The organism is Alkalihalophilus marmarensis DSM 21297 (assembly GCF_000474275.2).
GTDB lineage: Bacteria > Bacillota > Bacilli > Bacillales > Bacillaceae_D > Alkalihalophilus > Alkalihalophilus marmarensis.
In genome coordinates this window covers 80630-103065 of record NZ_ATAE01000006.1, presented here as the reverse complement: position 1 = coordinate 103065, position 22436 = coordinate 80630, and the positions used below count along the sequence as shown (strand labels likewise).

24 protein-coding genes, 1 pseudogene and 1 riboswitch are annotated in these 22436 nt (G+C 40.1%); of the genes and pseudogenes, 7 read left to right on the top strand and 18 right to left on the bottom strand.

From position 1 onward, the window contains the following. Positions 1–140: 140 nt before the first annotated feature. Positions 141–1646: a potassium/proton antiporter gene (locus A33I_RS03435; RefSeq protein ID WP_022627059.1), complete on the top strand. Its 1506-nt coding sequence runs from the start codon at positions 141–143 to the stop codon at positions 1644–1646. Positions 1647–1711: 65 nt separating this feature from the next. On the opposite strand, the gene A33I_RS03430 is transcribed toward A33I_RS03435, so the two are convergent. After that, the gene (locus tag A33I_RS03430; RefSeq protein WP_022627058.1) at positions 1712–2203 is read right to left on the bottom strand and encodes an SMI1/KNR4 family protein; all 492 of its coding nucleotides are present in this window, start codon (positions 2201–2203) and stop codon (positions 1712–1714) included. A gap of 144 nt (positions 2204–2347) precedes the next feature. Between A33I_RS03430 and A33I_RS03425 the strand changes: the two genes are divergently transcribed. Genes A33I_RS03425 through A33I_RS03415 form a run of 3 tightly spaced genes read left to right on the top strand, consistent with a single transcriptional unit; the run spans position 2348 to position 4230 of the window. Continuing rightward, positions 2348–3154 carry a hypothetical protein gene (locus A33I_RS03425; protein ID WP_022627057.1) on the top strand — a complete coding sequence of 269 codons (807 nt, stop codon included), beginning with the start codon at positions 2348–2350 and terminating at the stop codon, positions 3152–3154. 3 nt (positions 3155–3157) lie between these two features. Continuing rightward, on the top strand, positions 3158–3541 hold the full coding sequence (locus tag A33I_RS03420; RefSeq protein ID WP_022627056.1) for a GntR family transcriptional regulator: 384 nt from the start codon (positions 3158–3160) through the stop codon (positions 3539–3541). Further along, positions 3538–4230, top strand: a complete 693-nt coding sequence (locus A33I_RS03415) for an ABC transporter ATP-binding protein (protein WP_022627055.1) — start codon at positions 3538–3540, stop codon at positions 4228–4230. The genes A33I_RS03420 and A33I_RS03415 overlap by 4 nt, the downstream gene beginning before the upstream one ends. A 42-nt stretch (positions 4231–4272) precedes the next feature. Here the strand turns inward: A33I_RS03415 and A33I_RS03410 are convergent, their stop codons facing one another. Then, complete coding sequence (locus A33I_RS03410) at positions 4273–4893, bottom strand: SIMPL domain-containing protein (protein ID WP_022627054.1); 621 nt, start codon at positions 4891–4893, stop codon at positions 4273–4275. A gap of 346 nt (positions 4894–5239) precedes the next feature. On the opposite strand from A33I_RS03410, the gene A33I_RS03405 reads away from it, so the two are divergent. Both A33I_RS03405 and A33I_RS03400 read left to right on the top strand, forming a co-directional pair. Continuing rightward, entirely contained in the window at positions 5240–6628 is a 1389-nt protein-coding gene (locus A33I_RS03405) for a sodium:solute symporter family protein (protein WP_022627053.1), read from the top strand. Between the two features lie 44 nt (positions 6629–6672). Then, a complete protein-coding gene (locus A33I_RS03400) occupies positions 6673–7770 on the top strand; it encodes a M24 family metallopeptidase (protein ID WP_022627052.1) in 1098 nt (365 codons plus the stop codon). Positions 7771–7886: 116 nt separating this feature from the next. Here the strand turns inward: A33I_RS03400 and A33I_RS03395 are convergent, their stop codons facing one another. The 14 genes and pseudogenes from A33I_RS03395 to A33I_RS21495 all read right to left on the bottom strand — a co-directional run. Continuing rightward, positions 7887–8321: a peptidylprolyl isomerase gene (locus A33I_RS03395; protein ID WP_012958388.1), complete on the bottom strand. Its 435-nt coding sequence runs from the start codon at positions 8319–8321 to the stop codon at positions 7887–7889. 478 nt (positions 8322–8799) lie between these two features. Then, a complete protein-coding gene (lysA, locus tag A33I_RS03390; RefSeq protein ID WP_022627051.1) occupies positions 8800–10122 on the bottom strand; it encodes a diaminopimelate decarboxylase in 1323 nt (440 codons plus the stop codon). Between the two features lie 89 nt (positions 10123–10211). Beyond that, positions 10212–10372, bottom strand: a riboswitch (Lysine riboswitch). A 109-nt stretch (positions 10373–10481) separates the two neighbouring features. Next, positions 10482–11969, bottom strand: a complete 1488-nt coding sequence (locus A33I_RS03385) for a spore germination protein (protein WP_022627050.1) — start codon at positions 11967–11969, stop codon at positions 10482–10484. Beyond that, entirely contained in the window at positions 11944–12537 is a 594-nt protein-coding gene (gene spoVAEA, locus A33I_RS03380; RefSeq protein WP_022627049.1) for a stage V sporulation protein SpoVABEA, read from the bottom strand. The genes A33I_RS03385 and spoVAEA overlap by 26 nt, the downstream gene beginning before the upstream one ends. Positions 12538–12541: 4 nt before the next feature. Next, positions 12542–12892: a stage V sporulation protein AE gene (spoVAE, locus tag A33I_RS03375; RefSeq protein WP_022627048.1), complete on the bottom strand. Its 351-nt coding sequence runs from the start codon at positions 12890–12892 to the stop codon at positions 12542–12544. Continuing rightward, positions 12892–13902 carry a stage V sporulation protein AD gene (spoVAD, locus tag A33I_RS03370; RefSeq protein ID WP_022627047.1) on the bottom strand — a complete coding sequence of 337 codons (1011 nt, stop codon included), beginning with the start codon at positions 13900–13902 and terminating at the stop codon, positions 12892–12894. The genes spoVAE and spoVAD overlap by 1 nt, the downstream gene beginning before the upstream one ends. 13 nt (positions 13903–13915) lie before the next feature. Continuing rightward, the gene (spoVAC, locus tag A33I_RS03365; protein WP_022627046.1) at positions 13916–14371 is read right to left on the bottom strand and encodes a stage V sporulation protein AC; all 456 of its coding nucleotides are present in this window, start codon (positions 14369–14371) and stop codon (positions 13916–13918) included. Between the two features lie 13 nt (positions 14372–14384). Then, entirely contained in the window at positions 14385–14798 is a 414-nt protein-coding gene (locus A33I_RS03360) for a stage V sporulation protein AB (RefSeq protein WP_022627045.1), read from the bottom strand. Further along, positions 14788–15447, bottom strand: a complete 660-nt coding sequence (locus tag A33I_RS03355) for a stage V sporulation protein AA (protein ID WP_022627044.1) — start codon at positions 15445–15447, stop codon at positions 14788–14790. The genes A33I_RS03360 and A33I_RS03355 overlap by 11 nt, the downstream gene beginning before the upstream one ends. Positions 15448–15596: 149 nt before the next feature. Next, positions 15597–16367, bottom strand: coding sequence for an RNA polymerase sporulation sigma factor SigF (gene sigF / locus A33I_RS03350; RefSeq protein ID WP_012958378.1), 771 nt, complete (start codon positions 16365–16367; stop codon positions 15597–15599). Positions 16368–16379: 12 nt separating this feature from the next. After that, the gene (spoIIAB, locus tag A33I_RS03345; RefSeq protein WP_022627043.1) at positions 16380–16820 is read right to left on the bottom strand and encodes an anti-sigma F factor; all 441 of its coding nucleotides are present in this window, start codon (positions 16818–16820) and stop codon (positions 16380–16382) included. A 1-nt stretch (position 16821) separates the two neighbouring features. Beyond that, positions 16822–17172: an anti-sigma F factor antagonist gene (gene spoIIAA / locus A33I_RS03340; RefSeq protein WP_012958376.1), complete on the bottom strand. Its 351-nt coding sequence runs from the start codon at positions 17170–17172 to the stop codon at positions 16822–16824. 182 nt (positions 17173–17354) lie between these two features. Beyond that, complete coding sequence (locus A33I_RS03335; protein WP_022627041.1) at positions 17355–18515, bottom strand: D-alanyl-D-alanine carboxypeptidase family protein; 1161 nt, start codon at positions 18513–18515, stop codon at positions 17355–17357. 147 nt (positions 18516–18662) lie between these two features. Then, positions 18663–18800 (bottom strand): annotated as a pseudogene (locus A33I_RS21495) (PLP-dependent transferase); the annotation flags it as partial. A 251-nt stretch (positions 18801–19051) separates the two neighbouring features. Between A33I_RS21495 and A33I_RS03330 the strand changes: the two are divergent. After that, complete coding sequence (locus A33I_RS03330) at positions 19052–19837, top strand: alpha/beta hydrolase family protein (protein WP_022627040.1); 786 nt, start codon at positions 19052–19054, stop codon at positions 19835–19837. Positions 19838–19917: 80 nt separating this feature from the next. On the opposite strand, the gene A33I_RS03325 is transcribed toward A33I_RS03330, so the two are convergent. Then, on the bottom strand, positions 19918–21141 hold the full coding sequence (locus A33I_RS03325) for a dicarboxylate/amino acid:cation symporter (protein WP_022627039.1): 1224 nt from the start codon (positions 21139–21141) through the stop codon (positions 19918–19920). Between the two features lie 10 nt (positions 21142–21151). After that, the gene (locus tag A33I_RS03320) at positions 21152–22360 is read right to left on the bottom strand and encodes a threonine synthase (RefSeq protein ID WP_022627038.1); all 1209 of its coding nucleotides are present in this window, start codon (positions 22358–22360) and stop codon (positions 21152–21154) included. Positions 22361–22436: the final 76 nt, after the last annotated feature.

Sequence of the window (22436 nt, the reverse complement as noted above, 5' to 3'; positions counted from 1 at the left end):
GTCAACTATATTATCTTGAATTTAAGAAAACAACTTCTCATTCTATAGAATTTTCGAACATATAGGCAAATGACTACATATACTTTAGTAAGGATTCCACTGATTTTATCCATTTGAACAAAAAGGGGGGAAAACCTAACTTGATTGAGACTCTCTCATCTAATGACTACTTTATCCTGCTATGTGCGTTGCTTCTCATTACAGGTGTACTGGCTGCTAAGTTTTCCTCTCGTTTCGGTGTACCTGCACTAGTGCTGTTCATCCTTCTTGGAATGCTTGCAGGAAGTGACGGAATAGGATTTATTCATTTTGAGAATATAAAACTTGCTCAATTACTAGGTCTGTTTGCTTTGGTCATTATTTTATTTGAGGGCGGCCTTCAAACAAAGTGGTCTACCGTAAAACCCGTCCTGCTCCCCTCACTTTCATTAGCTACCCTCGGTGTAATTATTACTTCCTGCATTATTGCTGTAGCTGCCAAATACATACTCGGCTTGACTTGGTTTGAAGGAATGTTATTTGGAGCGATCGTAGGTTCAACAGATGCAGCAGCTGTTTTTGCCGTATTAAAAGGCCAAAATATTAGAGAGCGCCTCGGTTCAACACTAGAAGCCGAGTCTGGTGCGAATGATCCAATGGCTGTCTTTTTGACCTTACTGTTTATCGAGTTCATCTTAAATGACGCAACCTCTATAACATACATGATCACAAATTTTTTCTGGCAGATGGGGGCCGGACTTATTATTGGTCTTACATTTGGAAAAGCCGCTTCTCTTGCTATTAATCGCATAAACCTCGATTCAAGCGGGCTCTACCCAGTTTTTGCTCTTGCTTTTGCCTTGTTAACCTACAGCGTAACGGCTCTTTTAGGAGCAAGCGGTCTTCTCGCTGTTTACGTGTGCGCGCTTGTCATCGGCAGTCATGACCTCACATACAAACACTCTATTTTCAGGTTTAACGAAGGGTTTGCTTGGATGATGCAAATCTCTATGTTCGTTATTTTAGGTCTTCTCGTCTTTCCAAGTGATCTGCTCGATGGAACGATTATAATTGTCGGCCTCTTACTATCCGCCATTCTTATCTTTATCGCCAGACCTGTTGCTGTCTTTTTATCCACATGGAAGATGAATATGAATTGGAAAGAAAAAGCGTTTCTCTCTTGGGCTGGATTACGAGGTGCTGTTCCTATTGTGCTTGCTACCTTCCCCTTACTTGCTGGATTAGAAAACAGTCAATTATTCTTCAACCTTATTTTTTTCATCGTCCTAACGTCAACGCTTATACAAGGGTCAACCATCCATTTTTTTGCAAATTCTCTCTCCTTAACAGGACCTAAAAAAGTGACTCCGATGCATACACTTGAATTAATCTCTATTGGTAAAGCAAATGCTGAAATTATAGAGTATGAAGTGAATGAGGAAACAGTGGTCATAGGTCAACAGTTAAAGGATATCCCCTTTCCAAAAGATGTCTTGATTAATGCAATCATTAGGAAAGGAGAGTTAATTACCCCTACTGGGAATACCATGATTGAAAATGAAGACACCTTATATATTCTCGTCTCGAGAAAAAGTGAACAAGAATTAAAGAACCTTCTTACACCTGATAACGGTGCAAAATCCACTCGTTCATTTATTAAAGCCTAGTTCCAATTAGCGAGGAACTAGGCTTCAATAGGTTTATCATTATTACGTTGAAAATGTTAATTGAATTAATCATCATTCTCTTGTAGAAACAGATTACCTAGAAATTCATCAAATGACTGCGCAGCTACTTCTTCAGACCAAGAGCCATCCTCATTTGCAGAAAAATAAACAACCTTAGGAACTTTTGTGTATCTGTAATCTAGTGAAAGCCACGTATCCATGGTCCCAGTTAGTAACACTTGTCTTTCAGGTAAATGGAGTTGTTCTATGAAAACACTAGATAGACCGACTCCGCATTCTGCATCAAGCTCCTGAAAGTAAGCGATGATGGCTGCTTCCCCGTCCTCAAATAAAAGATAACGGTAGGTTAATTCTCCGCCATTCTGCTCCTTCATAAGCTTCTTATACATAAGGGGCAACTCTACATCTAATAAATTCTCTATTTGTTGAATCGCATTCTCCGTCAGCCTCTCTCCTGGTTTATAAGAAGTAGACCTCTTCCAGAAACCTTCCCCTTTATATAGTTGAATCATACTAACCGCACCTTTCGTTTTCATGTTACCTCTATTGTTACTTATATAGCAATTTGAAACAACAATAAAAATGGGCTTGTCCATTTTGTAAAAGATGTTGACTGTACTTTCGTCTTAGTGTACTATCTAACTAACACACTAAGACATTAAAAATTTGGAGGGATCTTCATGAATGTATGGGGAAATTTATTAAAAAAAGAAATCCGCTTAGGGGTGCCCGCTTTTATCATGCCGGTCGCAGGCTTTTTAATCATCTGTGCGATTGCTGGATTTATTGGTCAGCGCAATGGATTTATGTGGGAAGCGTTAATAGGCGTTGTCGTATTGGCAATAGGTCTGCAAGCCTTTTATTTAGCTTATTATATGTTTTTCAGCTTACAGGCTGAACATAAAAAATTACATTTATGGCTTCATAACCCTCTTCCTGCTTATGGTTTGCTTTCAGCTAAACTAGCTGCCGGTATTGTTTCTATGGTTATTACAACCGTTATTGTTGCGGCCGTTGGATTAATTGCCATAACACAGTCTGAGCTGTGGGGAGAACTCTCCTCCTATATTTCCTTTGCTCAAATCGCTGAACTCGGATTTTATGGAGGCTTTACATTATATTTGTTTGCCTTATCTGCAGTCGTATGGGTGATGTTTTTCTGGATGATATTCTTGCTGCTATCTAGAGTCTTCCATAGCTTTTTAAGTTTTGTTTTGACTGGGATCAGCTTTATCGCCTTGTTTAGTTTTATTGGATGGTTTGGAAACACGTCTATCCATGCTGCACTTACCGAGTGGGGAGAAATTGAACTTGGACAAATGATTCAAAGTATTGACTTTCAAACTAGTTTAGAAACAGGCACTGATGTTACCACTCAAATGGGGTCACTTTCTTTTTATGCCGGTACATTATTATTTGAAACGATCTTGGCTCTAGCTTTATTCTTCATAGCTTGTTGGATGCTGGATCGAAAAGTTGAGGTGTAGGATATGACTGATACGTTTCATGCATCAAAACCAATATACTTTCAGCTAGCAGAAAGGATACAGCGTCAAATTTTACGCGGGGAATTAGCTCCGGGTGATAAGCTGCCATCTGTAAGAGAAATGGGTATCCAGTCGAGCGTCAATCCAAACACGGTACAGCGAACATATAGAGAACTTGAGGGGATGAATATTGTGGAAACAAAGCGCGGGCAAGGTACATTTGTAACAGAAGACAAAACGGTTCTTGATGTTATGCGCAATTCACTAAAAAAAGAAGAAATTTCTCGTTTTGTAACAGGTATGCACCAAATGGGTTACACAGATAGGGAAATTGAGTCAGGCTTAACTGATTTTCTAAATAGTTCTAGAGAGGAGCCTAAGCAATGATAACCTTCAACAATGTTTCTAAAAAATATATGACCAAAACAGCTTTAAAAGATATTAACATTGAATTAAATAAGGGGAAGATTATTGGGTTAGTCGGGGAAAATGGCAGCGGAAAATCTACAACATTGAAACTCATTGCTGGACTTATTCAACCTTCAAAAGGTTCTGTCATTGTGAATGGTCAGGAAGCTGACCGCCGCATCGCAAAAGATGTAACCTATTTATCAGAACTTGATGAATACTACAGCTTTTATAATGTGGGTCAGACGATTGAATTTTACGCTTCACAGTTCCCAGATTTCAATTTAGTAAAAGCTGAAGAAATACGAGAATTTATGAAATTAGATAAAAATACTAAACTAAAACATTTATCCAAAGGGAATCGAGGAAGGCTGAAGCTGATCCTAACGTTATCTCGAGATGTGCCAGTTATTTTACTAGATGAACCATTTTCTGGACTTGATCCGATGGTACGCGACTCAATTGTGCAAGGACTGATCTCTTTTGTAGATTTAGAAAAGCAGATTATTCTAATCACAACTCATGAAATTAAAGAGGTAGAAATGATTCTAGATGAAGTCATTGCCATTAAGGATGGGCAATTTATCGGTCATCACAACGTCGAAGACCTTCGGTACACCCAAAATATGAGCATTGTTGAATGGATGAAAACGTTATATAACGAATAATAGATTAAGAGCAAATACCAACTAAGGTACTTGCTCTTTTTATTATTGATATGAAAATACTGCTTCTACTGATGCGCGGACTGATATAGTACCAGCTTGGATAGGTGTCGCTTGTGTGCTGAACGTCGCCCCATCATACATCCTGACAGGTGCACCGCCTGACCTCTCAATTATTTTCTGAGGGGTTTCATTCAGGGTGACATTAAGTGTTTCTGTCAATGCCATGGCTTTCCCTTTTGCATCTTCTAATGCTAATTGAAGTGCTTGTCGGTATAAGTCCGTTGAATCCGCTACTGTAAATTGAATCGATTGAATGACATTGGCACCGTTCGCTACTGCCGTATCGACAACATCTCCAGCTTGTGTAATATCCTCAACCTTAATGTTAATCATATGAGTGACTTCGTATCCCCTAAATTGCTGCACTCCTTCTACATAGTCATATCGCGGCTCAATTCGATAAGTGATTGTTTGAATCTGACTATCCTCGATTCCAATTTCATTTAAAGCGGAAATAACAGCAGAAAAGATGTCATTATTCACTTGCTGAGACTCACTTACTGTCTCGGCTTCTGTCACTACACCAAGCGTGATTTCAGCTTGATCAGGCATTACGCTAACTTCCCCTTCCCCATTTACGGTTAACGTTAGTTGATCTTCCATAATGCATCCCCCCTCATTTATATGACTAACCTAGTTTATTCAGCAAAGCTTGTCTAAAGACACATCAAAAAACACATGAAATTTTTGTGGGTATTTCGAACTATTTTATTTTTAGATTTCAACACAAATTATTATAATTTTCATAAAAATACGCCGATTTTTGAAAGCGGTGTTCTTATCTTGTTAATTACAATTTTAAAATAATAAAACTCGCATGAAATTCTACCAAATAAACCTCCACATCAACATATGCAGCCATTTTATTTCTCCAAAAAGGTATGTTAGGTTATTAACTGTTGTTAAATTCAAGCAAGTAAACTACTCGAAGGAGATGATGTGAAACGTTATGGAATTACAACCAGATTCAACATTACTATGGTTTATGGCAGTGTATGCCGTCATTATGATCGGTATAGGAATTTTCATGTCTAAGAAAGTTTCTGGAAGTGAGGATTTTGTATTAGCTGGAAAAAGCTTAGGTCCGTTTGTTTTAATGGGTACCCTGCTTGCAACATGGACAGGAAGCGGCAGTATCTCAGGTGGGGAAACATCTATGGCTTATACATATGGGATCATTCCAGCCATCATGTATATGCTTCCGACTCTTATCGGTATTCTTATTTTGTATGTCGTTGCACCTAAGATACGTGCATTTGGTAAATTCACTGTAGCTGGTATTCTTGAAGCTAAGTATGGAACGACTTCTCGTAACCTGGCATCTTTAATTATCATCTTAGCTTATGTTGGAATCGTTTCTTACCAGATCCAAGGTTTTGGGTTTATTTTAAATATTACAACGGGCATGGATGTAAGTCAGGGAACGATCATCGGTGCAGTCATGATTATATTCTTGGCCATGATCGGCGGCTTACGATCTGTATCTCAAACAGATGCCTTAAGCGGCTTTTTAATGGTCGGCGGCTTATTAATTACTGTACCAACTATTATCATTATTGCGGGTGGATGGAGTGAAATCATTGCAAATGTTCCTGAATCGCATACGACTGCAACTGGAGGACTTACAACCTTGCAGCTAATTGGATTCTTGCTGCCTTCGCTATTTTTATTACTTGGTGATCAAAATATGTATCAACGTCTGGCTTCATCCAAAAATGATCAAGCCTCTAAACGAGGACAGATCGGCTGGTTAATCGCCATGTTAGTCATTTCACCTTCCATAGCGATTATCGCCTTTGCTTCTCGCTCAATCTTTCCTGATATCGACCCAGGAATGGCTTTACTAGCTACAACAGTTGTGATGCCTGTTGCCATCGGCGGATTGTTGCTTGCTGCAGCTGCATCATTTATCATTACTACAGGTAACTCTTATTTACTTTCAGCTGCAACGAACCTCACATACGACATTTACAGCAACTATATTGATAAAGATGCCTCAGATAAAAAGAAACTTTGGATGACTCGTCTTTTTATTGTTATTCTTGGTGTACTAGCCTTTATCATTATTCGATTCTTCCCTACTGTCCTAGCTGTCCAAATGTATGCTTACACTGTTTATGGAGCAGGAATTACACCAGCAGTACTAGCTGTATTCTTTTGGAAGCGTGTCACAGCAGCAGGCGGAATTGCATCTATGTTCACAGGTCTCTTTACAACACTCATCTGGGAAATTCCATTAGGACAACCATTTGAGCTGAATGCAGCTGTTATTTCAGTACCAATCGCAATTATTGTATTAATTGTTGTTTCCCTTTCAACCCAAAACAAAGATCATTAAAAGCAGCATTAATTCAACTCGAATCTGCTTAAGGAGGCGTTTTTGTGAAACATCGTATCAATCAACTCACTACCTGGCTAAAAGAAGAAAAGACCGATGTCGCTTTTATTACTTCAAAAGAAAATATTTTCTACCTGACTAACTTCTATACAGACCCTCATGAGAGACTTGTGGGATTGTTTGTCTTCAAAGATCACAGCCCAATTATGGTCGTACCAAGTATGGAAGTCTCACAAGTTCAAGATGCTGGATGGGAGCACCAAATTGTTGGATATAAAGATCATGAAAGCCCTTGGGGACTTATTCAGCAATTATTAAAAGATCGTCAATTAGATACTATTTCTTCAGCAGCAATCGAAACAGATGTATTAACCGTTGCACGGATGAATGAGCTTCTTCAGCTGTTTCCTAATGCTGAACTGCTGCCTGTAGAGAACCAATTAAACACGATGCGCGTGGTTAAGGACTCATCTGAAATATCAATCATTCAGCGAGCAGCTGAGATGGCAGACTTCGGTGTAGAAGTTGGTAAAAATGCTCTTAAAGAAGGCATTACAGAAATGGAAGTACTTGCAAAAATTGAATATGAATTAAAGAAAAAAGGCATACGCGAAATGTCATTTTCAACAATGGTTCTTTTCGGTGAAAATTCAGGCGCTCCACACGGAAATCCAGGAAAACGGAAATTACAAAAAGGAGACTTTGTGTTATTTGACCTCGGCGTTGTTTTAGAGGGATACACTTCAGATATCACGCGTACCTTTGCCTTTCGTTCAATCAGCGATGAAAAAAGAAAGCTCTATAACACTGTTTTACAAGCACAGCTAGCTTCTCTTGAAATCAGCAAACCAGGTACACGAATTGGAGACCTAGATCAAACAGCACGTGACGTGATTACAGAAGCGGGTTACGGTGATCGTTTCCCGCACAGGATCGGTCATGGTATGGGGATTAATGTACATGAGTTTCCTTCAATGAGCCACCTAAATGATGGCATCCTAAAAGAAGGCATGGTGTATACGATTGAACCTGGCATTTATGATCCTTTTTTAGGAGGAGTTCGAATTGAAGACGATGTTCTTATCACAAAAGATGGACATATTACGCTCACGAAAACTCCAAAAGAATTAACGATTGTGTAAAACATAAATAAACCGGCAGTTCATACTGAACTGCCGGTTTTTCATATTCGAATGTGACCCTTATTCATTAAAGAACAAAAAAGAGCCATCATAAGATGACTCTAAAATGAAAGAATTTACTCTTCCCAAACTTTTACTTCTTGCATTACGTCGCCTTGTTTAATGCGAGTCACTGAATCTAACCCTTCTACAACTTGTCCAAATACAGTGTGTACGCCGTCTAGGTGAGGCTGAGATTCGTGAACGATAAAGAACTGGCTTCCACCTGTATCTTTTCCTGCATGTGCCATTGAAAGTGCGCCCGGTACGTGCTTGTGAGGATTCCCTTCTGTTTCACATTTGATTGTGTAACCAGGACCTCCTGTACCGTTACCAGTCGGGCATCCGCCTTGAGCAACAAAACCTGGGATAACACGGTGGAAAGTAAGACCGTTATAATATCCTTCATTTGCTAATTTTTCAAAATTAGCTACTGTTCCAGGTGCTGCTTCTGGATAAAATTCGATAATTAGCTTTTCGCCATTTTCAAATGCAATACTACCTTTTTTCATATGTATAGCCTCCAATTGATAAGATTCACCTTATTGTACACGATTCCAAGCTGAAAGTGAAATCGAAACATCTTAAGAAAAGAAACAGGCTGCGTATTACCCGCTCCTGAACTATACTTCGCTTTCCGTGTGGAGCTAGTGAGCTTCCTCGGGCTAAAGCCCTGCGGGATCTCACTCCTGCTCTAGTCCACACAGGAGTCTTCGCATAGTTCATCCGCTGGTTTATAGCATTGATCAATTATTAAGTGGAGCCATTTAGTTATAATTCAGTTCAAATTATAAAGCACCAGGCATTAAAGATTCACCTTCCAAGACTACATCACTGAACAGTTGCTTACAAAAATGAAGCACTAAATAACATCCTTCCTCCAGTGATTTGAGCGAAAGGTGCGAGACTCCAGCGGGATGTGCTTGACCAGAAAGCCCCCACAGGGCGAAAGCCCGAGGAGGCTCCCGGACCGCCCGCGCCTGCGCCAACTTACATCTGTTTCATTACTTGCTTTAAAGGCAGGTCTAAGCGAACTAGATCTTCATATGATTCTCTTTGAATAACTAATTGTGCTTCGCCTTTTTCTACAAATACAACTGGTGGTCTTGGAATGCGGTTATAGTTATTAGCCATTGAATAGCCGTACGCACCTGTACAGAATACGGCTAACACATCTTCATGTGATGCTTTTGGCAGTGGAAGATCCCAAATTAACATATCTCCACTTTCACAGCATTTCCCTGCAATAGAGAACGTCTCTGTCGCTTCCTCGTCCGCACGATTTGCAAGAATCCCTTCGTACTCCGCTTGATAAAGTGCCGGACGGAGATTATCACTCATTCCACCATCAACAGACAAATAATGACGAACATTTGGAATTTCTTTTCTTGAACCAATTGAATATAAAGTAGTACCCGCATCCCCAACTAGTGAACGACCTGGTTCAATCCAAATTTCAGGGATCTCCATTCGATGAGCAGCTGCCTTTTCTTTAATAACATGAACCATTTTTCTAACATACTCACCAACAGGCAGCGGCGTATCACCTTCAATGTAACGAATGCCAAATCCGCCCCCTAAATTAAGAACGCTTGGGGTAAATCCTAGTTCTTCACGCCATTTCTCGATAAATTCAAAAATTTTCTCAACAGCCATTACAAAGCCGCTCGTCTCAAATATTTGTGAACCGATATGTGAATGGATGCCGAGCAGATTAATATGTGGATCTAGTAGTGATAATTGAATCGCCTGGTCTACTTGGCCGCTTTCTAGGTCAAAACCAAATTTTGAATCTTCTTGTCCTGTAGAAATATAATCATGCGTGTGCGCTTCTACACCTGGTGTAATACGAAGCAAGATATCCATTTTCACATCATGACGAGCACAAATATGTCCTAATTGCTTTAACTCATAGAAATTATCAACAACGACACAGCCGATCCCTGATTCTACAGCCATTTCAAGCTCTGCTAAGCTTTTGTTGTTGCCGTGAAAATGAATACGCTCCATCGGTACACCCGCTTGTATCGCTGTATAAAGCTCACCGCCTGATACAACATCTAAACTCAACCCAAGTTCATCAGCAAGTTGAAACATTGCAATGCAGCTGAAAGCTTTAGATGCATAGGCTACTTGATAATTTACACCTTCTTCCCTAAACGCCTCCTGAAACTGTTCAGCTCTCTCTTTAATTAATGCAACATCGTACACAAATAATGGTGTTCCGTACTTATTTGCTAATTCAATTGTATCGACCCCGCCGATTTCTAGATGACCTTTATCATTAATAAGACTTGAACCGTGCATATACATAGAATCTCTCTCCTTTTATTCCTGTCTATACAAAAAAGCAGCTAATGTTGTTACACTAGCTGCCCTAATATGCGCAAGAGTAACCTCACTTCTAGAATAGTCCTCCACTACGAATGTAGTGACAGTTCGTTCATTGTTCACATATTTCATGGCAAAATAAGCGCTTCGGCAAATTGACCTTTCCATTTGGTTCTAAGCCAGCCATCAGCTCCCCAATTGTACTCATTCGTTTTGCGCCTCTACCCCATTATTCATGAGGTTCATTAAATTGTTGTAACTACTTTAGCACACAAAGAAGAAGTCATCAACCCTTAAAAGAGAGAGAAAGCCATTTTTATATAGGTATTTAACGCTCAGCCTTACCTTCCGCTAGGTTTTTGTTTGATCGGATCTTGCGGATTAACGATACTTGGACGCCACCGCACTGAAGGCACGGTAGAACGAATCAGGATCTGCCAGATCGCAGGCGGATCAAATGGTATAAACGGCCACATGTAAGGCTTGTTGAATGTTTTTAGACCAGCGAGTAATAGAACAAAGATCGTCGTACCAATCACAAGACCTGGCACCTTAAAGAAGGCTACTAAAATAATGAGTAAGATTCTTGTGATTCTAAGCGCCACACCAAGCTCATAACTAGGTGTAGCAAACATGCCAATCGCCCCTAGAGCCACGTATAAGATAACTTCCGGCGTGAAGTAGCCGACTTGTATAGCAATTTCACCTATCAATAATGCAGCTACTAACCCTAGTGCCGTTGCAAGCGGAGAAGGTGTATGAATTGCTGCCATCCTCAAGAGCTCAATCCCCATTTCGGCAAATAATATTTGCAGCACCATCGGAATATTATTCGTTTCCTCAGGACCGATAAACTCAAGGGCAGCAGGCAAAAGACTTGGCTGCATAACGAGAAGGAGCCAAAACGGCAGAATAAACAAAGAGAAGAATATCCCTATAAAACGTGTCCATCTAAGGAAAGTCCCTACTGCTGGCGATTGGCGATACTCCTCAGCATGCTGAACATGATGGAACAATGTGGTCGGTGCAATAATAACACTTGGCGACGCATCAACTATGATGATGATATGACCTTCAAGCAAGTGAGTGGCTGCCACATCAGGCCGCTCTGTATACCGTACGAGCGGAAATGGATTTGCCCCTTGCTTTACAATATATTCTTCGACAATTTTGTCTGCCATCGTAAGTCCGTCAATTTCAATCGCTTCTAGTTCCTTTTTAATAATATCAACCAAGACAGGATCAGCAATGCCGTCAATGTAGGAGACACAGATGTCTGTTTTCGAGCGTACTCCGACTTGCATAATTTCATTACGAAGACGCTCATCTCGGATTCTCCGTCTAGTTAGAGCAGTATTAATGATAATATTTTCGGTATAGCCATCTCTTGCCCCACGCACTACACGCTCTGTATCAGGCTCCTCTGGTCCTCGGCCGGGATATTGACGAACATCAATAACAAAAGCTTCTTCTTCTCCTTCTACAAGGATAAAAATGAGTCCTGAGAGCATTTGCGTAATCGCTTTGTCCATTGAATGCGTTTCTTCTACTTGAACATGGGTTAAATGGTTTTTGAACGCCTCTTTGATATTATGAGTTTTACGGTGGCGAACATCTAAGTCCATCAATTCCTTCATTAATTCGATCACGTAAAGACTATCAATTAATCCATTTACAAAATAGATACTTGTCTTGCGATCAAGGATGGATAACGTTCTAACCCCTACATCAAACGATTCACCTAGCCCAAGCCTTTCTGCGAGTCGCGTCTCATTTTTTGTGAAATCCCGGCTAAAATGTTCTTCATGATTTTCCTTTTCTTGACTCACGGTAGCCACTCCTCTCTAAGATGAGATTAACTGCTTGTTTTGTTACCGGACAGCCTTTTTTTAACGTATCAAGCCCTGCCATCTTTCCTATATCACCTATCCCGACAATAAAAGGAATATCAAGCTGATCTAGAATGTAGACAGTATCTCCATTAATTCTGCCAATCTCCATGTCAGCGACCCCATCTTTGTCTACACCAAACTCGGTCAGCTCTCCGTAACGATCAATGCTTATATCTACTTTTGCCCATTCACATGAATGAGTCGAGGAAGCAACAGCAATGGCACCTAGAACCTCTATATTGGGATCAGTTGCCACCACTCGCATCGCCCTCTCCCCCGGCCCTTCATATTGATAACCACAATCATCAAACATAACTAAAACGGGATCTGAAGGTGTGCTTAGAATCATTTGGACAAGTTCTTCTCCAGGTACATGAGTAGGATTCCCCCAAGAATGACTGATGCACCTGCCTCCTATATCGACAGCTACTTTTTCAACTGCTTGCTTCGCATGTTCGTCGCCATCGGTAATCAATATGACTTTTCTTTGTTTTTTTTCTAACACACCTTCACCCCCTCGGCTTAAAAACTAAAGCAACTAAAAAACTAAATAAAATTGCTGATGATATACCTACTGATGTCACTTCAAAAATGCCCATTCCCACACCAAGAAACCCAAACCTCTCACCTTCTGCCATCGCCCCGTGAACGAGTGAATGACCAAAGCTTGTGATCGGAACGGTCGCTCCCGCCCCTGCAAAGTCAATTAAACGATCATATAAATGGAAGCCGTCGAGTAATGCACCGAGTACTACCAAGGCGCTTAATGTATGAGTAGGAGATAATTTCCCTACATCTAAGAGAAGCTGCCCTATAATGCAAATAATCCCCCCTACAATAAATGCAATGACATATTCCATCAACTATCCTCCTCTAGCTCAAATGACACAGCATGGGCAATACAAGGAATGGTTTCTTTTTGCTGAATCATTAAAGGACTTAATAAAGCGCCGGTTGCGACAACCAAAAGACGTTTTATGATACCTCTCTCCATCTCCTTCATTAGATAGCCAAATGTGACAACAGCAGGGCAACCTGCTCCGCTGCCTCCAGCAAATACAGGCTGCTCCTGATGATAGATCATGATTCCACAATCTTCGTAATTATTTCCTAAGGTATATCCTTCATCATCTACTAGCTTGCGCAAAATTGAACTTCCTACACGTGATAAGTCACCCGTAACGATCAAATCATAGTAGGAAGGATCCCTTTTTGTATCCTTAAAATGATTAATTAACGTCTTAGCTGCAGCCGGGGCCATTGCCGATCCCATATCAAGAGGATTAGTTACTCCCATATCTACTACTTGTCCAATGGTTGCTTGCCTAACCCGAATCGCACTCGGCTGATTGCTAAGAACGGCTGCTCCTGACCCTGTTACGGTATAACTGGCTGTCTCTGGTTTCTGTCCGCCAAATTCAGTCGGATATCTAAACTGTCTTTCAGCTGTAGAATGATGACTGCTTACTGCAACAAGAGCGTTTGAGACGTAATGGCTGTTAATCAGTACAGCTGCTACAGCCACAGCTTCCATGACAGTGGCACACGCGCTGAACATGCCGAGAAAAGGAATACTCAGCTGTCTAGCGGCATAATTAGAGGTAACAATTTGATTAAGAAGATCACCCGCTAACATTACATCTATATCTTCTGGCTTCATATTTACTTTTTCTAGACTTATTCGAACAGCTTCTTCCATCAAAGCCCTCTCAGCGAGCTCCCAATTCTCTTTATCGCAGTATAGACTTTCAAACACCTTATCAAAATTAGTTCCAAGCGGGCCTTCACCTTCTACCGGCCCAACGGCTGTACCAGTGGACTGAAGGTATACCGGCTGATTAAACTGCCAAGTCGTTTTTCCTACTCTCATAAAAGTGGCTCCTTTATTGAATAAGCATCTGAACAAGCAATCGAGTGAGTCCGACTACATAAGCTGATAACACTCCAAAAGCAATCACTGCTCCTGTTAACTTGAACATGTTCGCCCCGATCCCAAACACCAGTCCTTCACTTTTATGTTCAAGTGCCGCACTAGTCATGGCATTAGAAAATCCGGTAACCGGAACAAGCGAGCCTGCACCCGCAAATTGTCCAAGCTTATCATAGACACCAAATCCTGTTAGAAGAGCCGCTGCCAAGATTAACGTTGCCAAAGTTGGACTCATCGCTTCTTTTTGGGTAAGGTCAAAGATATTCATATAAACATTGTTAATCCATTGTCCTAGTGCACAAATTGCGCCCCCGACAATAAACGCCTTAAGACTGTTTGAGAACACCGGTCTTTTTGAATGATATAATTCAATATTTGCTTGATACCTTTTTTGTTCATCAGTTAACACATTGCCTCACCTCCTATAAAAACAACCATTGAATGAGCGAGCCTGCTATTTTTCCAAAAACGATAGCCATCATTAATATAACGATTTTCTCTGTGACCCCAATCCTTTTAGCGAGGAGTGGAAAGACATTTAATACTTCTGTTAAAGCGGCCGCAAGCATTCCGACAAACATTCCGCATGCAAGGCCAATAGGAATAAGGAAGATGCTTGGGAGCATAAGGGAAAAGGGAGTAAAACTAGCCCACACACCAGCTTGTGCCCCTAAAATTATCGCTCCTTCATACGCACGAATCGATTGATGAGTCTTCGTTAACTGTGTCATTCTAGGAGCAATTCCTAAAACTGTAAGAAAAGCAACCAATCCGCTTCCAACAGCAATTCCTCCTGCTAGACCAATAAACATAACAGCTACTGCTTCAATAACCATTTCCCTTCCTACCACTCTCTTTTAATACAGTTTGATCTGCATCATTACGCGTGACTTGTAATTCATCCATAATGACGTATTGATCCAAATTCTGCTGATAATTGAACATTTCTACTTCAAGGGGACTAGGTTCATCATTAAGTCTTTTCTTGAAGATATGATTAAAAAATAGAATCATCCCGAGGCCAAGGCCAATGGAATACGGAATCTGGAGCAGAAGCGGTTTGGCAATAGTTTTTCCTGTTACTAAATAATAAATTTGACCGTGGACTTCTCTCATGCTTACATCTTCATGAAAATTCATAATAGCCAGTGCTGCTCCGACAAATAATAAAAACCAGATCAGCGTGACATAGACCACTTTATACGGTTTAGTTTGAACATTTACTTCAATAATCGTCTGTGCGGCACCTACGGCTTGAATACTTAAAGATTTTACGTGAGTATTGATTGCATAAATGACTTGCATAACATCAATAACAACCCGATTCTTATCTTGCTTTGTGATTTGATAAATTGGTATGTGAAGTAATTGGTTCAAACTAGGTTCATTCGTGACGATATGGGCCACATCTCCGACTGTTAATGATTGATTCATATCCGCCTCTATCCGTTGCTTCATTCGAATGTATACCTCAGCATCCCCCATTTTTTCACCACCCTTAATCATATGAGTTATCACTTAGTATGAGAAAGATCGGAAGAAAACATGCAAGGTACAAAGGGGGGCTACACTTCCTAGCATCTAGTTTCTTATCACACACCAAAAAAGCAGCCCAATAGGCTGCTTTCTCACGTCTATATTTGCTCCCCCATGACTTCTTTCATTTGTTCAAGGATCTTTTTCTCTAATCGAGAAACTTGGACTTGGGAAATGCCAAGTCTTGTCGCCACTTCTGATTGCGTTTGATCTTTATAATACCTTAAGAAGACAATCAGCCGCTCTCGCTCATCGAGGTCACGGATGGCTTCTTTTAAAGCAATTTTATCAAACCATTTTGTTTCTGTTTGATCGGCAATCTGGTCAAGCAAAGTGATCGGATCTCCATCATTCTCATAAACTGTTTCATGTATAGACGTTAACGATCTGCTTGCCTCACCAGCGAATACCACTTCTTCAGGAGTTATCTCAAGCTGTTCAGCAATTTCATTAACAGTGGGCACACGTCCTAGAGACTTAGTTAATTCATCTTTCATTTTGCGGATCTTATTTCCTAATTCTTTAATAGATCTGCTTACTTTCACTGTCCCATCATCTCGTAAAAAGCGTTGAATTTCTCCAATGATCATCGGAACAGCATACGTTGAGAATTTCACATCATAGGAAAGGTCAAATTTATCAACGGATTTAATTAAACCGATACATCCGATCTGAAATAAATCATCTGCTTCATACCCACGGTTCATAAACCTTTGCACAACAGACCACACGAGTCTTGTGTTGCGGTTTACAATCAGATCACGCGCTTGTTGGTCACCTTCCTGACTTCGGGCAATGAGCTCCTTGACCTCTTTATCAGAAAAGTGAGCTTCCTTTTTCTTCTTTACTTGTTTTACCTCGACATCCATAGGCAAAACTCCTTAATTGCAAATCGCTTTGCTATTAGTTAAATGCTTTTTCAAATAAACCGTCGTACCAATCATCGGCTCAGAGATGACCTTAATTTCATCCATAAAGTTCTCCATAATCGTAAAGCCCATACCAGAACGCTCAAGCTCAGGCTTCGTTGTATAAAGAGGCTGCCTGGCCTCTTCGATATCTTCAATTCCCATACCTTCATCTCGAATCGTTAATTCAATGACTCCGTTATCAAGAGTGACATGAATATAGACCATACCTTCTGGTTTATTATGGTACCCGTGAATGATGGAGTTCGTAACTGCTTCTGAAACAACTGTTTTAATTTCTGTCATCTCATCCATCGTAGGGTCAAGCTGAGCAATAAAAGCGCCAACGGTTACACGTGCGAATGATTCATTTTCGCTTAAGGCAGAAAAGGTTAAATCCATTTGATTACGCATATTAGGCCACCCCCAATGTCTTTAATGCAAATTGTTCATTTTCCTCAAGACGGATGATCTTGAACAATCCTGACATCTCAAACAAACGTTTAACTGCTGGTGAAATGGCGCAAACAACCATCTCTCCTCCATTTGCTTTTACTTGTTTGTAGCGTCCAAGTATCACTCCTAGTCCTGAACTATCCATAAAAGACAGCTGTTCAAGATTAAGAACAATATGCTTGACACTCGCATCGGTTAGGTGACCTTCTACTTGTTTACGTAATTTTTCAGCAGTGTGATGATCAAGCTCGCCTTCAAGTCTAACGAGCAGCACACTTCCTTTTCGCTCTAAATCCATCACTAAACTCATTCGATCACTCCCTCTAAGTCTCACATACAGGACCCCCTGTTTGTTTTGCTAGAGAGAATTTCGCCTTTTTCCACTCCTATACCTGCCATATGACAAAACTAGTTTACATTCGTAAAAAGTAGTCTTCATTCGCCTAATAAGACGATCTAGTTCCACCATACGATTAATTTCTACTATGTGATTTATTTGCCACTAAATTTTGATAATACGTTTTTAAATAACTTCCACCAAGAAGCATCCATTACATCATCACCGGCAACAAGCGGCGTTTCACTTAGAACCTCTCCAGCTCTTTCGATATATAATGTTCCAACTGGATCTCCTTTAGCAAGTGGAGCATGCAATTGCTGATCGATTTCCATACGCTCTGTCACGTCATCAATCGATTCACCTTTTTTGGTTAAAATCGATACAGATTCTGAGGTTTGTACAGGAATTTGATTTTTATCCCCTTTACTAACCTTCACTTCAGCTAAAACATGGTCTCTCTCATACAGTTTATGCGTTTTAAATTGACTAAAAGAATAATCAAGCATCTCTGTAATTTGAGCGTTTCTTTCTTTCGGAGTAGGTGCTCCCATAATCACAGAAATGACACGCATATCGTTCTTTTGTGCTGTTGCTGTTAAGCAATACATTGCTTCTCTTGTAAAACCTGTTTTAAGACCGTCAACTCCAGGATAAAACTTTACAAGCTTGTTCGTATTCACAAGCCAAAACTTATTTTCTGAATCCTGTCTTAAGTAATCTTCATATATACCTGTAAATTTTGTAATATCTTCATACTTAAGCAGCTCTTTTGAGATCATCGCTAGATCATACGCTGTAGTGTAATGATTTTCTGCAGGTAATCCGTTAGAGTTCATAAAATTCGTGTTTTCGAGCCCCAACTCTTTTGCTTTTTCATTCATCATTGAGACAAATTCCTCTTCCGTACCGCCAAGGTGTTCAGCCATTGCTACTGATGCATCATTTCCTGAGGCAACAGCAATCGCTTTTAACATATCAGTAACCGTCATTTCTTCACCTGGCTCTAAAAACACTTGAGAACCACCCATTGATGCCGCGTTTTCACTCGTGCGAATTTTATCATCGTAGGAAAGAGAACCTTCATCAATTGCTTCCATAATTAAAAGCATAGTCATAATTTTCGTCATACTAGCAGGGGGAAGTTGATCGTGGCTGTTTTTCTCGAATAACACTTCTCCTGTATCGCGCTCGATCACAATAGCTGATGAAGCATTTTCTGCTAAATTAGCCTGCTTTTCAGCTGCATATCCCATTGGTGCTGCCACCATACATACAAGTATGATAGCTAATAGTGTAGATAAGACTTTCCGCATCCCATCCGACCTCCATCTCATCATTTTCATAGTCCTCTTAAGGAAGCCTCAAAAAACAAGATGTCCCTAAGTTTGCTACCCACCATTTTTACCAATGTTTTCTTTTTTATACATGTTCGATCAATAATAACTAGGTAAATAATCAAATTAAAAATAGCCTTCCGGAAAGGAAAGCCGCCAAAATCTCTTAGCCTGCTTTGAATGTAAATTATGTCCTTTATGGTTTAGGAGGCAAGGAGTATAGATTGTAGATACTTTAGGATGTTCTTTTAAGAATTCAAAAACATTCCTTGTATTCCCTTATATCTCTTACATTCTAAATCTACCTAAATTTAGATAAAGACTATTTTTATTCTTAATATAAAAGAGACTTGCACCAATAAAATGGCGCAAGCCTCGGTAGCCTTATCAGCAAAGCTTTTTACAGTAATTATTCTCTATTCCGACAAAACCACCCGGAACAATTAGAATTTTTATTGTTATTTTGGGTTGTACTCTTTATAATAAACTAAATAACACAAAGGAGCGTGAGACGGATGGCAAGCAAACATATTACCATTCCTTCAGGTGAGTATAATTTATCGGCCGCAATACATACACCTGAACAATCGATTGAGAAAGAAGCACCTGCCCTCATTTTTATTCATGGGTTTGTGGGCAATAAAATTGGTGAACACAGAATGTTTGTGAAAGCTTCACGCTACTTCAGTTCTTTAGGCTATATTTGTGTAAGATTTGATTTTAGCGGCTGTGGTGAAAGTGATGGCCATTATAGAGATATTAGTGTAACAAAGAAAGTAGACGAGCTTAAATCAGTGATTTCATATACTATGGAACTAGAGGGTGTAGATCCTAATCGTATATCTCTTGTAGGTCATAGTTTAGGGGGAGCAGTTACAGCATTAACCTCACCTACAATCCCTCAACTTAATCAAGTTGTGCTTTGGGCACCTGTTGCTCGACCATATGATGATATTGTATCCATTACTACGGAGGATGCGGTTATGTCTGCTAAGAAGAATGGTGTCTATGATTACCAAGGCTTTGAACTAAGTAAATCTTTCTTTGAAGACTTAAAGCGTCATGATCCTCTCACTTCTATTTCAACTTTTAATGGCTCTGTACTTATCATTCACGGTGATGAAGACCAAGAAGTTCCAAAATCCAATGCTCATGATTTTGTTACTGCCGCTAAAGATGCAAATCGTATTTTCATAGAAAAAGGAGATCATACCTTTTCAAGCCATGCTTTTGAAAATAGACTATTCAATGAAACGGCAGTATGGTTGTCAAAAAGGGTAAAAACTACAGTCAATATTTAAGAAGGACTCTACTATACAGGTAAATACCATAGCCCTAAAATAATAACACCCTGTACCTAAGACGGCACAGGGTGTTTCTTCTATGAAGCAAGCTCATTTGCTTCAATAGGTTTGTTCTTATTCTCAGAACGATCAATGACAACCGAAGCTGCTGCATCACCTAAGATATTAGTTCCTGTTCTAAACATATCTAGAATACGATCAATCGCTGCTACTAAGGCAATGCCTTCAATCGGAAGTCCAGCAGAGCTTAAAACCATCGCAAGCATAATCAAACCCGCACCTGGCACCCCTGCCGCACCGATAGATGCTAGAGTAGCCGTCAGCATAACAGTAAAGATCTGGAGCATTGTCAGCTCAATCCCATAAAATTGAGCAATAAACAACACCGCGATCCCTTGATAAATAGCTCCTCCGTCCATGTTAATCGTTGCCCCGAGCGGTAAAACAAAACTGCTCGTTTCTTTTGATACACCGACTCTCTCTTGTGCATTTTTCAACGTAACAGGCAGCGTTGCTGCACTACTTGAAGTGGTAAAACCAACAAGAGCTGCAGGTGCCATACCTTTAAAGAAATGCAGTGGACTGACTTTACCTAAAGTCTTAACTGCTAAACCATAAACAATTACGACATGTAAGATACATGCTACAGCAACAGCAAGTATTACTTTACCTAAAGGTAGTAAAATTTCTAGCCCGTAATTCCCGACAATAGGAGCCATGATCCCGAATACACCAATTGGGGCAAGCTTCATAATAGCCCCTGTGATACGCAGTAACACATCAGCAAACCCTTCAAAAAATCGTCTGACAGGAATGGCCTTCTCTCCTACTACCGTTATCCCTATACCAAGAGCAGCTGCAAAGAAGATGATTTGTAAAATATTTTGTTCAGCAAGGGCTGCAAATGGATTGGTAGGAATGATATTTAGAAGTGTTGTAACAAATCCTTCTGTTTCATTTACCTCAACTGCACCTGCAGCTGGCGGTTCAATATTTAACCCTTCACCAGGAGAGAATAAAAATCCAATCGCAAGACCTAGCGATACAGCAAGTAAAGTGGTGGTTAAGAAGAAACCGACGGTTTTTGCACCAAGCCTAGCTAATTTCTTACCGCTTCCAAGACTTGCAATTCCTGTGACAAGGGTCGCTAAAATGAGCGGTGCAATCACAAATTGAATTAGTCGTAAGAAAAAGGTACCTAAGGGACTGACAACTTCTGCAGAAGAACCAAAGATTGACCCGACGATGGTGGCCAGAACAAATGCCAATAAAATTTGAGTTAACAATGATGGCTTTTTCATCTTCATCCCCCTATAATCGTTCTGTTTTTGAGCGGACAGCCACATTCATCGGAACCGTCTCGGGATACTTGATTCCCATGCCTGTGTTTAAGCATATGACGGTTTCATTTTCTTTAATCCATCCATCTTGACGTAATTTTTTTGCAGCCGCAAATGTCGCAGCCCCTTCCGGACAAATAAATGCTCCTTCTCTTTCGGCAATATGATGCTGCTCTTGTAAAATATGTTCATCTGACACCGCAATTGCACAACCTTTTGTCTCATAGATCGCTTCAAGAATTAGAAAGTCACCAAGTGCTTTAGGCACATTAATTCCAAAAGCTGCAGTTACAGAGTCATTCCAAAATTCAGAATCTTTACCTCCTGCTTCAAATGCTTTAACAATTGGTGCACATCCCTCTGCCTGAACAGCTACAAGCCTAGGAAGCTTTTCTTTTTCAATCCAACCAATTTCGGCTAATTCCTTAAGTGCTTTGTATATTCCAATTAAGCCGACTCCTCCTCCAGTTGGGTACAAAATCACATCAGGGAGTTCCCAATTCAATTGTTCTGCAATTTCAAGCCCCATTGTTTTTTTACCTTCAATCCGGTAAGGCTCTTTTAATGTTGATACATCAAACCAGCCATATTCACTTACAGCTTCCCCTACTAATTTACCTGCGTCACTAATTAAACCGTCAATCACTTTCAAATCAGCGCCAGCCACATGAACCTCTTGTCTCGTAATCATCGGGGCATCTTTTGGCATAACGATATGACTTTTAATCCCAGCACGCGCAGCATACAGAGACCACGCTGCTCCTGCATTACCGTTTGTAGGCATAGCAAGCTCTTCTACACCAAGTTCTTTTGCTTTAGAAACACCAACTGCTGATCCTCTTGCTTTAAACGAACCGGTAGGAATTAACCCTTCATCTTTCATCAATAATGTTGTAATTCCATACTCTTCACCGAGCTTACCCATAGAAAGTAATGGAGTCATCCCTTCTCCTAAAGAAACGATGTTCTCTTTCTTTTTTACTGGCAGCAATTCATGATAACGCCATAAATTAGGCTCTCTATGTAGTAAATCTTCTTTTTTCCACTTTTCTTTTAATGAGTTGTAATCATAACTCACTAGTAATGGTGAACCACATGAACACAAATTATTTTTTTCATCTGCAGAATATGTTGCAGAACATTTCGGACAGTATAAATGACTTACATAGCTAAAACGCATTCAACACACACCTCTCATTAAAGCCTACTAAACAACTTTGTTTTATCAGATTATATCGATAAACGATTAAAGTTGT

Excerpts from the sequence above, each read along its gene's own strand:
- A33I_RS03330 (WP_022627040.1), top strand. The coding sequence starts at position 19,052 with ATGGCAAGCAAACATATTACCATTCCTTCAGGTGAGTATAATTTATCG.
- A33I_RS03410 (WP_022627054.1), bottom strand. The coding sequence starts at position 4,893 with ATGGAAGATCAACTAACGTTAACCGTAAATGGGGAAGGGGAAGTTAGC.
- A33I_RS03320 (WP_022627038.1), bottom strand. The coding sequence starts at position 22,360 with ATGCGTTTTAGCTATGTAAGTCATTTATACTGTCCGAAATGTTCTGCA.
- A33I_RS03360 (WP_022627045.1), bottom strand. The coding sequence starts at position 14,798 with ATGGTTATTGAAGCAGTAGCTGTTATGTTTATTGGTCTAGCAGGAGGA.
- A33I_RS03415 (WP_022627055.1), top strand. The coding sequence starts at position 3,538 with ATGATAACCTTCAACAATGTTTCTAAAAAATATATGACCAAAACAGCT.
- spoIIAA (WP_012958376.1), bottom strand. The coding sequence starts at position 17,172 with ATGAGTTTAGTGATGGATTTAGAGCGAAAAGGAAGTGTGCTGCTCGTT.
- A33I_RS03325 (WP_022627039.1), bottom strand. The coding sequence starts at position 21,141 with ATGAAAAAGCCATCATTGTTAACTCAAATTTTATTGGCATTTGTTCTG.
- spoVAE (WP_022627048.1), bottom strand. The coding sequence starts at position 12,892 with ATGGAATATGTCATTGCATTTATTGTAGGGGGGATTATTTGCATTATA.
- A33I_RS03335 (WP_022627041.1), bottom strand. The coding sequence starts at position 18,515 with ATGCGGAAAGTCTTATCTACACTATTAGCTATCATACTTGTATGTATG.
- A33I_RS03425 (WP_022627057.1), top strand. The coding sequence starts at position 2,348 with ATGAATGTATGGGGAAATTTATTAAAAAAAGAAATCCGCTTAGGGGTG.
- lysA (WP_022627051.1), bottom strand. The coding sequence starts at position 10,122 with ATGTATATGCACGGTTCAAGTCTTATTAATGATAAAGGTCATCTAGAA.
- A33I_RS03420 (WP_022627056.1), top strand. The coding sequence starts at position 3,158 with ATGACTGATACGTTTCATGCATCAAAACCAATATACTTTCAGCTAGCA.
- spoVAD (WP_022627047.1), bottom strand. The coding sequence starts at position 13,902 with ATGAGAGTAGGAAAAACGACTTGGCAGTTTAATCAGCCGGTATACCTT.
- A33I_RS03355 (WP_022627044.1), bottom strand. The coding sequence starts at position 15,447 with ATGGGGGATGCTGAGGTATACATTCGAATGAAGCAACGGATAGAGGCG.
- spoIIAB (WP_022627043.1), bottom strand. The coding sequence starts at position 16,820 with ATGCGTAATCAAATGGATTTAACCTTTTCTGCCTTAAGCGAAAATGAA.
- A33I_RS03430 (WP_022627058.1), bottom strand. The coding sequence starts at position 2,203 with ATGAAAACGAAAGGTGCGGTTAGTATGATTCAACTATATAAAGGGGAA.
- A33I_RS03395 (WP_012958388.1), bottom strand. The coding sequence starts at position 8,321 with ATGAAAAAAGGTAGTATTGCATTTGAAAATGGCGAAAAGCTAATTATC.
- sigF (WP_012958378.1), bottom strand. The coding sequence starts at position 16,367 with ATGGATGTCGAGGTAAAACAAGTAAAGAAGAAAAAGGAAGCTCACTTT.
- A33I_RS03405 (WP_022627053.1), top strand. The coding sequence starts at position 5,240 with ATGGAATTACAACCAGATTCAACATTACTATGGTTTATGGCAGTGTAT.